This is a genomic window from Pelorhabdus rhamnosifermentans, from assembly GCF_018835585.1.
Lineage (GTDB): Bacteria > Bacillota > Negativicutes > UMGS1260 > UMGS1260 > Pelorhabdus > Pelorhabdus rhamnosifermentans.
The window spans coordinates 597,112-611,022 of the sequence record NZ_JAHGVE010000001.1 but is presented as its reverse complement, the minus strand read 5'-3'; the positions used below and the strand labels follow the sequence as shown (position 1 = coordinate 611,022).

Annotated in this window: 20 protein-coding genes and 1 pseudogene; 1 reads left to right on the top strand and 20 read right to left on the bottom strand. The window is 37.8% G+C overall.

Features of this window, described 5'->3' with window-relative positions; translation table 11 throughout:
* Positions 1 to 27 precede the first annotated feature (27 nt).
* The 9 genes from phnF to Ga0466249_RS02810 form a co-directional block, all read right to left on the bottom strand.
* Complete coding sequence (phnF, locus tag Ga0466249_RS02850) at positions 28 to 753, bottom strand: phosphonate metabolism transcriptional regulator PhnF (protein WP_215827903.1); 726 nt, start codon at positions 751 to 753, stop codon at positions 28 to 30.
* Between the two features lie 578 nt (positions 754 to 1,331).
* Positions 1,332 to 1,679, bottom strand: coding sequence for a hypothetical protein (locus Ga0466249_RS02845; RefSeq protein ID WP_215827902.1), 348 nt, complete (start codon positions 1,677 to 1,679; stop codon positions 1,332 to 1,334).
* A 371-nt stretch (positions 1,680 to 2,050) separates the two neighbouring features.
* Positions 2,051 to 2,443: a hypothetical protein gene (locus Ga0466249_RS02840; RefSeq protein ID WP_215827901.1), complete on the bottom strand. Its 393-nt coding sequence runs from the start codon at positions 2,441 to 2,443 to the stop codon at positions 2,051 to 2,053.
* Positions 2,444 to 2,980: 537 nt separating this feature from the next.
* On the bottom strand, positions 2,981 to 3,079 hold the full coding sequence (locus tag Ga0466249_RS26455; RefSeq protein WP_246588346.1) for a PTS transporter subunit IIC: 99 nt from the start codon (positions 3,077 to 3,079) through the stop codon (positions 2,981 to 2,983).
* Positions 3,080 to 3,285: 206 nt separating this feature from the next.
* The gene (locus tag Ga0466249_RS26450) at positions 3,286 to 3,510 is read right to left on the bottom strand and encodes a PTS sugar transporter subunit IIB (RefSeq protein ID WP_246588345.1); all 225 of its coding nucleotides are present in this window, start codon (positions 3,508 to 3,510) and stop codon (positions 3,286 to 3,288) included.
* Entirely contained in the window at positions 3,477 to 4,226 is a 750-nt protein-coding gene (locus Ga0466249_RS02825) for a 6-phosphofructokinase (protein ID WP_215827900.1), read from the bottom strand. Before Ga0466249_RS02825 ends, Ga0466249_RS26450 begins: the two co-directional genes overlap by 34 nt.
* Positions 4,195 to 4,794 carry a recombinase family protein gene (locus tag Ga0466249_RS27455; RefSeq protein ID WP_312889697.1) on the bottom strand — a complete coding sequence of 200 codons (600 nt, stop codon included), beginning with the start codon at positions 4,792 to 4,794 and terminating at the stop codon, positions 4,195 to 4,197. Before Ga0466249_RS27455 ends, Ga0466249_RS02825 begins: the two co-directional genes overlap by 32 nt.
* 335 nt (positions 4,795 to 5,129) lie before the next feature.
* On the bottom strand, positions 5,130 to 5,351 hold the full coding sequence (locus Ga0466249_RS02815) for a hypothetical protein (RefSeq protein ID WP_215827898.1): 222 nt from the start codon (positions 5,349 to 5,351) through the stop codon (positions 5,130 to 5,132).
* Between the two features lie 55 nt (positions 5,352 to 5,406).
* Positions 5,407 to 6,849 (bottom strand): MDR family MFS transporter, encoded by a 1,443-nt coding sequence (locus Ga0466249_RS02810; RefSeq protein ID WP_215827897.1) that lies wholly within the window; start codon positions 6,847 to 6,849, stop codon positions 5,407 to 5,409.
* Positions 6,850 to 6,958: 109 nt separating this feature from the next.
* Between Ga0466249_RS02810 and Ga0466249_RS02805 the strand changes: the two genes are divergently transcribed.
* Positions 6,959 to 7,606 carry a TetR/AcrR family transcriptional regulator gene (locus Ga0466249_RS02805; protein ID WP_215827896.1) on the top strand — a complete coding sequence of 216 codons (648 nt, stop codon included), beginning with the start codon at positions 6,959 to 6,961 and terminating at the stop codon, positions 7,604 to 7,606.
* A 197-nt stretch (positions 7,607 to 7,803) separates the two neighbouring features.
* Here the strand turns inward: Ga0466249_RS02805 and Ga0466249_RS02800 are convergent, their stop codons facing one another.
* From Ga0466249_RS02800 to Ga0466249_RS02750, 11 genes and pseudogenes are all read right to left on the bottom strand, one after another.
* Positions 7,804 to 7,992 carry a DUF255 domain-containing protein gene (locus Ga0466249_RS02800; protein WP_246588344.1) on the bottom strand — a complete coding sequence of 63 codons (189 nt, stop codon included), beginning with the start codon at positions 7,990 to 7,992 and terminating at the stop codon, positions 7,804 to 7,806.
* A gap of 229 nt (positions 7,993 to 8,221) precedes the next feature.
* On the bottom strand, positions 8,222 to 8,560 hold the full coding sequence (locus Ga0466249_RS02795) for a branched-chain amino acid transport AzlD family protein (protein WP_215827895.1): 339 nt from the start codon (positions 8,558 to 8,560) through the stop codon (positions 8,222 to 8,224).
* A complete protein-coding gene (locus Ga0466249_RS02790; RefSeq protein WP_215827894.1) occupies positions 8,550 to 9,251 on the bottom strand; it encodes an AzlC family ABC transporter permease in 702 nt (233 codons plus the stop codon). Before Ga0466249_RS02790 ends, Ga0466249_RS02795 begins: the two co-directional genes overlap by 11 nt.
* Before the next feature lie 97 nt (positions 9,252 to 9,348).
* Positions 9,349 to 10,737, bottom strand: coding sequence for an aminotransferase-like domain-containing protein (locus Ga0466249_RS02785; RefSeq protein WP_215827893.1), 1,389 nt, complete (start codon positions 10,735 to 10,737; stop codon positions 9,349 to 9,351).
* Between the two features lie 174 nt (positions 10,738 to 10,911).
* On the bottom strand, positions 10,912 to 11,211 hold the full coding sequence (locus Ga0466249_RS02780; protein ID WP_215827892.1) for a transposase: 300 nt from the start codon (positions 11,209 to 11,211) through the stop codon (positions 10,912 to 10,914).
* A 56-nt stretch (positions 11,212 to 11,267) separates the two neighbouring features.
* Positions 11,268 to 11,507 (bottom strand): annotated as a pseudogene (locus Ga0466249_RS02775) (Rrf2 family transcriptional regulator); the annotation flags it as partial.
* Between the two features lie 12 nt (positions 11,508 to 11,519).
* Positions 11,520 to 11,738: an Rrf2 family transcriptional regulator gene (locus Ga0466249_RS02770; RefSeq protein ID WP_215827890.1), complete on the bottom strand. Its 219-nt coding sequence runs from the start codon at positions 11,736 to 11,738 to the stop codon at positions 11,520 to 11,522.
* Between the two features lie 125 nt (positions 11,739 to 11,863).
* Positions 11,864 to 12,376: a GNAT family N-acetyltransferase gene (locus Ga0466249_RS02765; RefSeq protein ID WP_215827889.1), complete on the bottom strand. Its 513-nt coding sequence runs from the start codon at positions 12,374 to 12,376 to the stop codon at positions 11,864 to 11,866.
* Positions 12,377 to 12,694: 318 nt separating this feature from the next.
* Entirely contained in the window at positions 12,695 to 12,844 is a 150-nt protein-coding gene (locus tag Ga0466249_RS26975; protein ID WP_312889696.1) for a DUF255 domain-containing protein, read from the bottom strand.
* A gap of 246 nt (positions 12,845 to 13,090) precedes the next feature.
* Positions 13,091 to 13,363, bottom strand: a complete 273-nt coding sequence (locus tag Ga0466249_RS27700; protein WP_215827888.1) for a GNAT family N-acetyltransferase — start codon at positions 13,361 to 13,363, stop codon at positions 13,091 to 13,093.
* Between the two features lie 106 nt (positions 13,364 to 13,469).
* On the bottom strand, positions 13,470 to 13,898 hold the full coding sequence (locus Ga0466249_RS02750) for a DUF3795 domain-containing protein (RefSeq protein ID WP_215827887.1): 429 nt from the start codon (positions 13,896 to 13,898) through the stop codon (positions 13,470 to 13,472).
* Positions 13,899 to 13,911 lie beyond the last annotated feature (13 nt).

Here is a 13,911-nt window from a genome sequence, read left to right as displayed (position 1 = left end):
GCACTAATCCTATCCATTTAAAACGGGTTACCAAACGAGACTAAGCTTTGCCAAGTCACCGCGGTAGCAAGCAATACCATATTCAATCAGGATTTCATCCTGGGATTTTAATAAATTCTCAACCTTTATCACCGGCATATTGCACGGAATACCAAGAAGTACGGCCTCTTCCTGGCTGGGAAAAGTTGCTCGGACAACTGATTTTACACGCCGATAGGTTATGTTATATTTTTCATAGAAATGGGACATGGACTGAACGGTGCTCAAATATTCAAGCGCATTGGGAAAAATTTTAGCCGGAAGGAAAGTTTGCCCAACCAAAAAAGGCCGGTTGTTCACAAATCGCTGTACATAACAACAATAAACTTTATCACCTAAATTAAGGTTTAGTAGCTCTCTAACATCATCAGGCACAACCATTTCTACTGGATGCAAAATTTTAGTATCTGGTATGCCGCCCATTTTAGTAATGTTTTCTGAAAAACGATTTTTAGCGCTTAGTTGATATTCAATGGAATCAAGCGGTGCTTTAGCCACAAAGGTACCTCGCCCCCGCATCTTATAAAGCACTCCCAAATAGCAAAGTTCATTGACAGCCTGTCTTACCGTATGCCGATTAACCTGGAAAGTCTCACTCATTTCTGTTTCCGCAGGAATTTGCTGACCCTCCTGCAATAAACCTGTATCAATTTGCCGTTGCAGCACATCCATCAACTGCCTGTAATAAGGTATGCCATTTTCCTTATTGATCATAGCAAACTTCCTTTCACAAATTCTTACTGCGTCCTTTTGCACTCTGCAAGATTATCAGACTTATAGACGTCTAGACATGATCTGCATATGATGAATGCCACTCTTTTCAAAGAGCGGCATTCAATAATATCAACTATTTAATTAAGAGGGTATTACTATCTTCAACGCTATTATGACACAATTGCATTGAAGTTTTGTTAAGACTATATTAAAGAATGATTAAATCAAAAAAAGCCAAGATTTCCTCCTCATGTCTTTTTCTGAAGATAATCCTCAACAGCCTCGTGCAAAGCGTCAGCCGCCAAATTAGAACAGTGCATCTTCCCGACATTGCAATGATTAGTAAAGTGATCCCATAGTATTATGATCGAATATGTTAATAGAGCCATAATTCCCCTGATAGAGGAATTTTGGCTCTATTTTCATTACAATGGAATGTTTTTCTTGTAAAAATTATTAATTCTCGACATTGACATTAGAAGTAGCAGTTTACGGATTTCTTCCATGTCCATACCTTCCATTGCGTAGATAGGTTTAGTATGTACAAACACCGATTATTTGATATGCCTAAGTTGTAACTAACTAACAATGCTTAATATTGTTTGGACGTTCCTGTTTAAGGCTTCAAGTATCATACCATGTGAAGGGCTATTTATAGGATTATTCGCAATTTGTAAAAAAAGAAGTTCATTAGTTCGAATCAATAATTCCAATTGTTCTTCAATTATTTTTCTGTGATTTTTATACTCCCCTGACTGTCCTTGTCCTTTAATTTGCTGACATTGATCAACATCTTTAATAGTCGCGTAAATTTCTCTATAAGCCAAGGTTATTCTGCAGACATTATCAGGCACGTTTCCACCACTTCCAGTGGTATTAGCTACAACAATACTAGCCGTTAATGCGGCAATTTCCTGATTAGTCATAACTATTATCACCTTCCCTAAAGTGATTCTATGATAAAAAGCCAAATATAATTCTATAACAACTAACTGCAAGTTCTAAGAATCAACACAAATAGCAACATCACAATATACACATCAATAGCAGCTGTCAATTCCTCAACTGTTATTGCTATAGTTTAAGCGGATTCATAAAGAGTTTGTTGTGCTTTACAACTCATGCCCTATATCTTTCATGTTTATCATACATAGTCCTCCCCCTTAACATTAATTAGGTAGACGTAGCAATTTCATATCAGCTACGCTACCTAATTATAGAAAAGATGTAATTTCATGTTTGCCATAAGTGTGACATACTGCAACGTAAAAAGAAACGCCAAGAAGTTCACCATCAATCAATGACCGTGACCACCGCCGTGGCCATAACCGCCATAACCGTGACCATAGCCACCATAACCAAGACCATAGCCACCATAACCAAGACCATAGCCACCATAACCAAGACCATAGCCACCATAACTAAGGCCATAGCCACCATAACTGAGGCCATAGCCACCATAACCTCCATAATCGGGACCATAGCCACCATAATAACTATAACCGGGACCATAGATGCTGTAACAGTAACAACTTCCACCAACCTCAGGGCTATAACATTGACAATTACCACCATAGCCGCCGAAATAGCCTCCGTTGAAAGGTATAATATAGCGATGACCATAACCGCCATATCTGTAATCGTCGTGAACCGGACGTCGCTCCTTATCTTTAGGTGATTTACGTCGCATATTAATTCCTCCCTCAATAATCTTGCGTTTTCTTAATAATTCCTGATATATCAGCATTTCATAATAAACAGTTTGAGCCCTCTCTTTATATATCTTGCTATAATTTATGTAATTAAATTATATGTGTACCAATTCTGGTGTGAGAATTTTTCAAAGTCAAAAAAATATGCAGGGCAGGTACCTACCACTAGCCTCAGAAACACAAAAAACAAGCCTGCGGCACAAAGTTTTATCGACACATTTGCTGCGTGCCAATTAAATGAACATCAAATGAATTACAGCCTAAAACAGCAAGAAACTGCTATGCGTGGACTCATAGTGGTTTCTTGCTGTTTTAACTATCCTGATCGAAAACGAATAACAGCTTCCGTAATCGGCCAGCACCAATCGACATGCCTGCTACTCCATTTTGTTTTAATTTGCATTCACATTTAAGAAAATACCTATCTTATGTTTAATGATTTTATTTACTACATCATTACATGGCAGAATATTATTTCTCAACGATGTATCTTCTTTTGTCTGCCCTTAAACTACCTACGATATCGAAGAACCTGCCGATAATACTTGAAAGCCCAAGAGAGTCTTAAATGTGCCTGAAATAATTTGTCCAAAAGATTTTTTCTGTAAGTCCAAGTAGCGCAATTAACGCAATGGTAATGGATGCCTGTGTCAAAATATTCCCAATAATAAAATTAATAATTGACATATTTATCTCGCCTTTCTTTTTATAAAATGCCTTTTTCTTTTAATACGGGAGATAATTTTTCTGCTATTTCCGTTTTACCTACAATATTTTTAAATAGATGATTCTTGTTCTTTCTTCATCAATACTAATTTTTTCAAATTGTGTCAAAATTCATCGCTGTAAGAATGATGTCCGGATGCATAGAAGCTGCCGAAGAAATATCACAATGATCTAATTTTGCCGCTACGCCCATTTTCTTTAATACATCTTCGACACTCATTTGACAAGCAAAGCTACTGCCGAGACCAGCCCCACAAACCATTAAAATATTGATTTTACCCTTTTCTATATAATTTTTAATTGTTCCGCCAAAATACAATTATTTTGATCCAACTCTTTTTTCTTACTCGATATATCTTCTAGAGGGATAAATATCACTTCATTATCCTTGATTCCTATCATCTGCCGTGTAATCCTATTAAGTAAAGCTACTCCTGCATAATACCCCATAAACAATGCCTTTTCGATATCAGCAATCTCAGGATCACCCGCTCTTTGGCAATAACCAAGAATTGTATACCGAACACGTTCTTTTGTTACCTCAGTAATCTTTTTCCCTACCTCGGAGGATGCACTTTGATCACCTAGATGATATTCTTTACTCAAGAAACTTGCTTCACAGCATAAGATAATGCATTGTTGTTTTCGTTTAAGAACTTCTTTGATCCGATTGGTAATCTTCTGAATATCAAATTTTCGTTCTGGAATAATCGCAATATCGGCACCACAGTATAATGCTGACGCCAAGGTTAATTGCCCAGAATCACCACCAAACGTCTCAATCATGAACACGCGTCCTGGCATATTGTGGCCTGTTTGATGTATTCTTTGTATACAAGTCCGTATAGATTCCAATGCCGTATAATATCCTATCGTATATTCGCTTCCATAAATGTTATTGTCAATGGTCATCGGAATAAGTAATGTATCCAAGCCCATTTCGGACAAAAGATAAGCCGCTTTACCTGCCCCATCGCCACCACATACAACCAACGAATCAATGTTATTTTCCGTAAATTTCTTGAGAATTGCCATAGATTACATAGCCTAAATGTATCTCGCTAATCAATAGTCGATATAAAGTAACGTGTGACCAACCATATTTATTGCGCTTTCCGCTATAAGGTGGTGCAATGCTCTTACGATTAAGCCATACTGATACTTCCTGAGAACTCATACCCAGCAGATATTTATCGACAATGGCTCGATATATTTTTGCTTTTTCAGCATCTACCTCTACCTGCTTAGTAGCTGAATTATATACATAGGGATAAGGAGGTCTAACATTTGTCCACATGCCTTTCTTAGCACCAGCAACCTTGCCTTGTCTCATGCGTTTCTTAATCATTTTGTATTCCATCTTGGCAAAAACAGCTTGAAAGTCGAAAAGCATTTCATCTTGCTCTTGGGACAAATCATAGATTTTTTGTGGCGTGATAACATAGGTTTCAGCAGAAAGAAAGGCTTTACATATTTCAGCCCAATCAGCATGTTCCCCACGTCCTAACCTGTCAATATCCATAACTAATACGCCATCATACTTGCCATTAATTACTTGAACCAATAACTGTTGCATTTTCTTACGCTTTTCAGTAGGAAATATTGTGTTTTAAGCAAGTAAATTAAGATTGATGGAACGCCGTATGCGGTAAAAGTCGCACGTACGGTGTAGAGCAAGGGAAAAGGTAGAGATAACAACATCAAAACCTTACCTATTGCTATTAGTAAACGCCCATGCTGGGCGCACTATAAGGACAACCTCTGCCAATTCATTGGCAGAGGTTGTCCTTATATAGAATACCGCTTTACTATTAAATTATTGGTATCTAGGCGTGAGTTATAATCACCCAGCCAATCTAGAAACACCTAATTTGCTATCAAAAATATAAACCATCATATTGGTAGATCTTAATTGCTAGATAACACCACAGTTTTCATTTAATTTTTTTCTGTATTTTTATTAACTCCATTGAGATGCCTATATTTCAGTGGGATTTTATTTTCTTTGTATTCCCCACGTGTTAATTTATCAAGAAAAGCAAAATGGCTAACAACTGCAGCATTAGTATGATCGCCAAAATTTTCGTTTTGACTAAGATTTCTTACGAAATCATCTTTTACTCTTGTAATATCACCACGTAGAACATTTTGTAAACGCATACGCCATGCTCCTAATTGAGCCAAACAAAAATTATCACTCCCCAATAACTCATACTTATCTTATCGCTGCCCCATTTTTGCGCACTGGCAGTAATAGTGCGGGAATGATTGCAATTACTGTAAAGCCGATCGACCACCAAAAGGCGACATTGTATGAACTTGCAACAGCTTGGATATCGGATATATAACTACTGGAAAGCTGATGCTGAGCAATGGTTGCAAGTATGGCCGACCCGAATGCTCCTCCGATTGTCTGTAAAATCCTAGTTGCAATACTGGCATCAGGAACTTGATCTCTGCTTAATCCCCTATATGCAGAAGCCATTATTGGAATTAGTAATCCACCCAGACCCGCTCCTCGTATAAGCAATGCCACTGCCAATAAAACATGATTTGTATCGGAACCAGCAAAAGCAAATGGTAATGTACCAATCATTATAACTACAAGGCTTATTATAACGATTATACGGGAGCCTATGCGATCCGCTAGTCTCCCGACCCAGCTTCTGGTCAATAGCATGCCAATTCCTTGTGGAATCAACAAAAGACCGGTAAACAAAATACTTTCACCACGCACCTGCTGATAGTATAATGGAAGAAGAAGCATGGCTCCATTAGTGACGATGCCGGACAGGAAAAACAAAACATTCGAAACGGAAAAATTACGTGATTTAAACAAATGCAAGTCAATCAGCGGAAAAATTTTCTTGGATAAAGCATAAACAACGAATGCGCCCATCAGGCACAAACCAATTACCAGCGGAACAATCACCTCGCTACTGTTGATGCTACCATGAGAACTCATCTGAGTAATGCCGTAAATGAGTATGGCAAACGCTGGAGACAATAGCAGAATGCCGAGAATGTCGAGAGGCTGCTTACTGTTGTTGGAAGGTTCATTAGTCGGTAGTCCCCACCAAGCCAGCAATAATGCCACGATGCAAATTGGAATATTGATATAAAAAATCCAACGCCAGCTTAAGCTATTTACAATAACTCCGCCCAGTACGGGGCCCAGAATCGGCCCCATTAATGCGGGTATGCTTACAATTGACATCAGGCGTCCCAAATTGCGGCCACCAGCTATCTGAACAAGCAGTGTTTGCAAAGTTGGGATCATTAAACCTGCACCAACCCCTTGTAGAAGTCTGAAACTTATAAGGCTGTCTATATTCCATGACAAAGCTGAAAGTACTGAACCTGCTAAAAATACTAGTAGTGAAAACATATACACCCGCTTACCGCCAAAACGCTTATCAGCCCATCCTGAAACTGGTACTGCTATACCCATTGCCAACACATATCCCGTGATAACCCATTGAATGACCGAAACTGTGCTTTTCAAGTCACTGGCTATTGTTTTTATAGCCACATTAACCATTGTCGAATCCAATAACGGTGCGAGAGAACCGATCACCAGGATTATGGCTACCTTAAGTACCAGCGGGTCTAGTTTTTCTTTTTGAAGTTTTGAGACAGTTGTTTTATTTTTTGTCATGTGGATACTCCTATCATACGCATATAAGAAACTATTCGTTTCTTATATGCGTATGATATAATAAATCCACAAGAAAAGCAATATAAAAATTAGAGAGAAGGAAATAAATATGGACGAGCAAAATAGTGATCAGCTTTCCCAACCTAGCCAGTCCATTGATGATAAGGCGCATCGCACAAGAACACGACGCCGTGGTGGAATCCTTGAAGATGCCATCCTTCAGGCCACTTGGAATGAACTTTGCGAAGTTGGCTATGCCCATCTGACAATGGAAGGAGTTGCCACACGGGCGGAGACAAATAAAGCTGTAGTATATCGCCGTTGGCCAAATAAGGTCAAGCTTGTCGTTGCAGCATTAAAAAGGCATGTGCCTAAATCTATCAATGATGTTCCCGATACGGGCGATCTGCGTAATGATGTACTTATCCTGCTTCGCGAAATAGCTCATTCTCTGCAAACTATTGGTGCTGAAACCATACATGGTCTCATGATCGAATATGTTGGTAAAGACTTAATCTCTTTTCTTGCGCAAATAAAGCGCCCAGGAACCGAAAACAAGTTCACAGTAGCCATAATGACGATTCTGAGAAACGCTGAAATGCGAGGAGAGGTCACGCTTGAAAAAATCAGTCCTCGGATCATTTCACTGCCCGCTGATTTACTACGATATGAATTACTTATGACCCATGAGCCGATATCTGATAAAGTCATTTCTGAAATCGTTGATGATATTTTTTTACCACTTGTCCATTCATAACCAATCATAAAAATATGTTCGTAGTATATTATATATAAAAATAATTTTAGTACAATTTTTTTAATAACTGGTCTTCATACTGAAAGATATCATCAATTTTTTAGATAAGGACCATCTTGCATCTTTAAAGACTCACATTTCTTCTCCCTGGCTAACCCCAGCGACAGAAATGATTATTCTTATACGAAAATGTTACTTTAATGTACATGACACCAATGGCACGTACTATAGCCGATACTTAAAAACACAGGCTTATCTTCTTCCTTCGCCTTCGCAAACGCCTCTTCTCCCCACGGATACCAATTCACTGGATTATACGCATGCTGCAACAGGTACGGACTCTTCTCATCAATCAATTTATTCGGTATTTCTTTTATATCACTCATATTGTTCCCCATTGTAAAGATTCATTAATTCTATTATAAACAAAAACAGGCACCCGCATAATGCTGACGCCAATGTTTCAAGTATTATATTTTTTCAACGCTGGTTTCAATGCCTCAAGATACTAGACTATCGAATTATAAGCATACTGAAGTAAATACGAAGATTTTTCGTTTATGAGACGATTCGCTGTCTTTTCCATAAAGAACCTCCTCAAGAATCAGGCTTACATTATTTAAGAAACACAGTGTGAATCAAAATCATGTAACACGCTGTACCAAGAAAAATGCTGAGAAACGTATTCTTTTTTACTACTTGAGCAGCAATGACAATAGCAACAGAAAGCAGCTCCGCAAGTCCAAACGGGAAAGTGGTCAAATCAATGTTTCTCAAACAGTAAACCACCAGAATAATCATAATAGACGCAGGTAATACATTACCGAGATAGTTAATCGCTGCGGGAAGCTCCTTTTTGCCGCCAAACAAAAGGTACGGTATCGCACGAGTAACCCCCGTTACCAATGCGACAACGATCAGAGTCATAACAGAAGATCCAAAATCAATTGTCACACTTCATTCCTCCCATCTGAATATCAATCCTATCCTTCATCATCATCATTACGACCAGGCTGACCGATAATGCAGGAAGCAAAAAGGTGTCCGCACCAAACAGGATATAGAATACAATGGCACTAACAAACCCCGCGATTGCAGGGATATGGGAACCAAATAAACGCCATTGGTTAATACAAACCGTCACAAAAAATGCAGTAGCGGAAAATTCAATTCCTGTCATATCAAAAGGCATTATTTGACCAAGCAACGCTCCGATTGTGCAACTAAAAATCCATAGCAAATGACATATCAATGCAATATAAAAATCTATATTTTGCTCATCCACATCTTCAGGATATTTGATAGAGCAACGAACGGAATAGGTTTCATCGGTCATAGTCAAAACCATATAGGGATACCGCCATCCCATCTTGCGAAACCTATCCACAAATCCAATGCCGTAGAAAATGTGTCTTGCGTTGATAAAGAATGTCATAATTGCAACCATATACAGCGACACTTCGGAGGTCAAAAGCGAGACCATGACAATCTGCATTGAACCTGCATAGATGAAAACTCCAGCCAGAAAAGCCCATTGAGCCGAATAGCCTGCTTTGTGGATCAGAATTCCAAAGGCGATACCGACAAAGAAATAGGAGAATAGCAAGGGTATAATTTGCTTTATAGCAAAACGAAATGTTTTCACAACGTGTAGCCCTCCTTAATACGGAAAAATTCATGTCATAAGCCATATTATCACATCAAAAAACGTCACACAATAAAATAAATGTGTGGCGTACAAATTAGTTGATCGTGTGTAATAGTTGTTGTAGAAGAATTAACCCACGTTCTAATTCTTCTATGGTTTCTGGCGCACAGATTGCTAAACGAACTGCTTTTTCAGGAATACTATTTCCAACCGTAAATCGTTCAGCAGCATATACTTGAACACCTTGCTCTAAAGCCAGAATTTCAAAATCTACTCCTGATATATTAGACGGTAACTGTAGCCAACGAAAAATGCAAGTGTCATCACCATAGCAATCATATTCTGATAAATATTCATTTACAAGTTGATTTCTATAAATCGTGTTTTTTCGGTGGCTTTCAATGATAGTGTCAAGATGATTTGACACTATCATTCGGGCAGCTAATTCTGCCAACAAAGGAGAAACAGAAATATTCATGTTATAAAGCGCATTAGTTAGAGAGTTTTTATACTGTTCTGGAACCGATACATAAGCCAATCTAAGACCAGGCCCCATTGTTTTCGACAGGCTTGTTATATAGATTGTCTGTGCTGGTGCAAATGCAGCCACAGCCGGTAGCGGTTTTTCACACATAAGATGGTAAGTAGCGTCCTCTATGATGAAAATATTATATTCTTTTGCTATTCGGGCTAATGCTTTCCTGCGGGCAAGCGACATTCGGTGAGTAGTTGGATTTTGGTAATCCGGTATAAGATAAATACCTTTTAGATTTTCATTTTTGCAAGCATAAATGAGAACGTCTTCAGCCATTTCTCCGTCTTGATGTTTAATCGGCACTAATCGAACCCCCAGCATTCCTGCCGAAGTTTTTAATCCTGAGTAAGTATGAGGATCAGCACCAATCTTATCACCATGCCTGCAAATGCCAGCTAGGATGGCTGTAATTGCATTTTGCCCACCGTTAGCAAATAAAATGGTTTCAATATCTGTAATATAACCGCCTTTACGCATAAGTTTTACAGCCGCGTCTTTCTGCCAAAGTACATCATTGGGTCTGCTATAACTGAACCATTTCCCAAAATCAGGTTCATTAAGCATGTTTTTCAATTGTAACATGAGTGACTCATAGGAAGATGATTCTGGAATTGTCGCCCCCATTTCAATCGAATTCTTAGGCTTGCCATCGGTAAGCAAATAAGCATTGGATAATGCGTCAAAAGAAACGAATGTACCGCTACCTACTGTCGCACTTAACAATCCCTTAAGTTCACATATTTTAAAAGCTTTTGAAACGGTGCTTACATTTATATCTAAAAAATCAGCCAATTCTCTTTGTGGTGGCAACTTGGTTCCCGGAAGCAATGAACCGCTGATAATATCCTGTTCAAGTTGGTTTGCCAAAGAAAGATATAGCGGTTTAAAAACTCTATCTATTATAGGTCTCCAAGTCATGGGATAGTTTTCAAATGAGTTTACAGGCATAATATCACATCCTTTATATCGGAGACGACGGGTCAGGCTTGAGTTATATAAAATTGACTTATTTACTCCCCTTCAACATTAATCGACTGCTGCCAAATTCTTGTTATATTAGCTGGATCAATTTGGAGTACTTTTGCTAACTGTGCCCTTGTCATTAGATTTCTCTCTATCGCTTCATAAATCAGTCGTTTTCCTATGTTTTTGGTGCCAATTATAATATTGCGTATATCTTTGCTGAATGCCTTGTATAATTTTTGCCAATGGTGATTTTCCTACCTGTAGCAGCAAATGGATATGATTATCCATAATCGCATAAGCGTACAAATGAAATCCATATCGTTCTTTATAGTCTTTTATAAGCTCTAAATATTTTTGTTTTTCTTCATCGGTTTCAAATATGCTTGCTCGATTATTTCCCCTGGCAATTACATGATACACCGCACCTTCATAATGTACTCTTGGTTTTCTTGCCATAATTTTCACCTGCCAGTCCTACTTTATTTCAGCTTAGCAGGTCATTTATAATAAGTCTAATAAGTCAATTTTCTCCGTAACTCAAGCCTGACCCCAAAGTTCCCTCCATAGAGCTTTTGATTCTGCAAATACGTCTCCATCACATTTTCTGCACGTTTCATTACTTTGAGAATATGACATTTGCTTTCCTCGTGTAAGTCACAATTAAATAAAGCTCCAGTTCTTTCGGTTGCATTGATCACATCCATAAATGAAATGTCCTCTTTCTTTTTATGCAAAATATAACCACCATTTACACCTGGAGTTGACTAAATTATATCAGCCTTTACTAACTGCGTTAAAATCTTTGAGAGATAGGTAGCAGATATATTCAAGTGGTTTGCTAATGGTTGTAAACTCAAATTCTCATTTTTATCATATTTAATCATATACGCAACGATACAGTGCATAGCTAGGTTGTATGCATGTTGAAGTAGGTATGGAGATTTTTCAGAAATCAGTCTATTGGCTTTATTTGTAGCTGACATGTTAGCATCACCACCTTTCAATAACTTTACTATTTTTATTCTAATTTATTATTACAAACGTATTCAGATTTTCTAAATTAAGGTCATTGAAGGGGGGAGTAATTTAATTAACCCTATTTGCAAAATTAGACTTCAGTAGCAAATACTTTTTCATAACAAAAAAAAGGTAATTCTCTCCAAGAAAAAAACACTTGTCCTAAACTTTTATAACCCATTTTTTCATAAAGCCTTAAAGCTACTCTATTTCCACTATAGACATCTAATCTAATACAAGTGTATTTATGCTTTACAGCAAAATCTTCAATGAAATTCATAAGTTTTTTTGCAATACATTTACCCTGAGACTCTGGATGTACAGAAAGTCTGTGTATAACTAAAACTTTACTTACATCAGTAGACCAAGAAATTTGGCTGTATTCTAGAGATTGTTCTTCATTTATTGCAACATAGGCAATACATTTGTTATTATCTTTAATGACATAACCAGAACCATTCTTAATATCATTTTCAATTACTTCAAAGTTAGGATAAACCTTATTCCATTGGTATATCCCTTGTGCTTCCATAGATTTTATACATTCAGAAATCATATTAATAATACCAACTGTATCTTGTTTTGTAGCAATAACTATATCCACAATGCCCTCCTAATCGGTAAATCTGAAACTTTTCCACAATCATTAAATGTCCAGCCATACTCCAAGAGCTGTTTAATTAATTGTACCTTTGATATAAGTATATCTTTCCGCCCTCCGAATCTTATATCAATAGATGCAGAAACCGACATCGAAACACCTCGTCAGTTCAATCGTACTATCCCTTTCATCAGTAAACAGTCTTTTTCGCTCCGTTTAAACGCATCTATTAAAATATCGTATAGAAATTTGATAGATTCCTCTTCCAAGTTCCTTGTGCACTATTTATCTCCTCAATTAGGTCGACGATTTTAAGAATTTCTAGCTTATACAGCCGACATGGCACCAATGGCACATACTATAGCCTATACTCAAAAACATAGGCTTGTCTTCTTCCCTCACTTTGGCAAAGGCTTCATCACCCCACGGATACCAATTCACTGGATTATACGCATGCTGAAGTAGTAGAATTAGAATCCTTGTATCCGAATGTAATTATTGCTGCTACTTCAAGCTCCTGCGGACCATTGAGAATCTTTATTGCAGATGTATTTTGGGGAATGAAAGTAACTCCAGATAATTCAGTATCGCGGTATCCAGTCTTCCAATTTCTAGAATTCCATTGAAATAAAAAAGATCTGCCAAATTCATACAATTTTAGCGGGAGTTTTACGTTTCCATTACTCATATCAATTTATTTATACAGAACTTCCAGCGTCACGCCATTTTTAGCCAGTGAATACGCCTATCTTTCACGAAACCGACTTTTAATGCTAGATTCATTGATTTCACATTATCCTCTTCAATATGAATAAATGGAAGCTTACCTTGCTCATACATATGCATTATTAAGGCAACGGTCAGTTCATATCCATACCCTTTTTTTCTATATTCCGGAAGTACATGTAATAACCCTATTGCACCATCATCATGAGTCGCAATCCAAGCTACAAGTTTACTATCCTCATAGATACCTATAGTTTGGATCACATTTCAAAGAAAGATAGTCTTGTCCATCTCTATGCGCCATCAGGGCAAACATTTTTTCCGCAACCTTCAAACAATCACATCTGGTCCAAAAGGATAATCCCTTTCATCATACTTTACCTTTTCCATTGTGTAGCAATTCAATTACCTGATCTTCGGTTTCACATATGTCGTAATCTCCGTTGTATGTTTTCCCATTATGATAATGAATCCCATTTTTTACATTTTGCAACAAATATCCAGCAAGGGCCTCTATACCTTCTTCTTTTGCACATCGTAAAAATGCCCGTATACGGACACCACGAAAATTACACTCACAACATGGAAACTCACGGCAGTTCCAGCAACCACGAATTTTGCGTTCTATACAACATTGACGGATGGGACAGATCTCATTCTCATCTTGGCAGCCTGGACAAGAGCAACGCACGGTATCGTAACACATGCCACACACAAACCCACACGGAGCTATACTATTAGCGATTTCCTCAGCTGTTTTTTCCATAAAAAATTGTTCTTCTGGAAAATTACTTACCATAAAAAAGGCCTCT

Bases quoted from the DNA above. Each gene is read 5' to 3' on its own strand.
- Ga0466249_RS02825 (WP_215827900.1), bottom strand. From the start codon at position 4,226: ATGGCAATTCTCAAGAAATTTACGGAAAATAACATTGATTCGTTGGTT.
- Ga0466249_RS02785 (WP_215827893.1), bottom strand. From the start codon at position 10,737: ATGCCTGTAAACTCATTTGAAAACTATCCCATGACTTGGAGACCTATA.
- Ga0466249_RS02810 (WP_215827897.1), bottom strand. From the start codon at position 6,849: ATGACAAAAAATAAAACAACTGTCTCAAAACTTCAAAAAGAAAAACTA.
- Ga0466249_RS02845 (WP_215827902.1), bottom strand. From the start codon at position 1,679: ATGACTAATCAGGAAATTGCCGCATTAACGGCTAGTATTGTTGTAGCT.
- phnF (WP_215827903.1), bottom strand. From the start codon at position 753: ATGATCAATAAGGAAAATGGCATACCTTATTACAGGCAGTTGATGGAT.
- Ga0466249_RS02805 (WP_215827896.1), top strand. From the start codon at position 6,959: ATGGACGAGCAAAATAGTGATCAGCTTTCCCAACCTAGCCAGTCCATT.
- Ga0466249_RS02750 (WP_215827887.1), bottom strand. From the start codon at position 13,898: ATGGTAAGTAATTTTCCAGAAGAACAATTTTTTATGGAAAAAACAGCT.
- Ga0466249_RS02815 (WP_215827898.1), bottom strand. From the start codon at position 5,351: ATGCGTTTACAAAATGTTCTACGTGGTGATATTACAAGAGTAAAAGAT.
- Ga0466249_RS02800 (WP_246588344.1), bottom strand. From the start codon at position 7,992: ATGAGTGATATAAAAGAAATACCGAATAAATTGATTGATGAGAAGAGT.
- Ga0466249_RS02780 (WP_215827892.1), bottom strand. From the start codon at position 11,211: ATGGCAAGAAAACCAAGAGTACATTATGAAGGTGCGGTGTATCATGTA.
- Ga0466249_RS02770 (WP_215827890.1), bottom strand. From the start codon at position 11,738: ATGTCAGCTACAAATAAAGCCAATAGACTGATTTCTGAAAAATCTCCA.
- Ga0466249_RS02840 (WP_215827901.1), bottom strand. From the start codon at position 2,443: ATGCGACGTAAATCACCTAAAGATAAGGAGCGACGTCCGGTTCACGAC.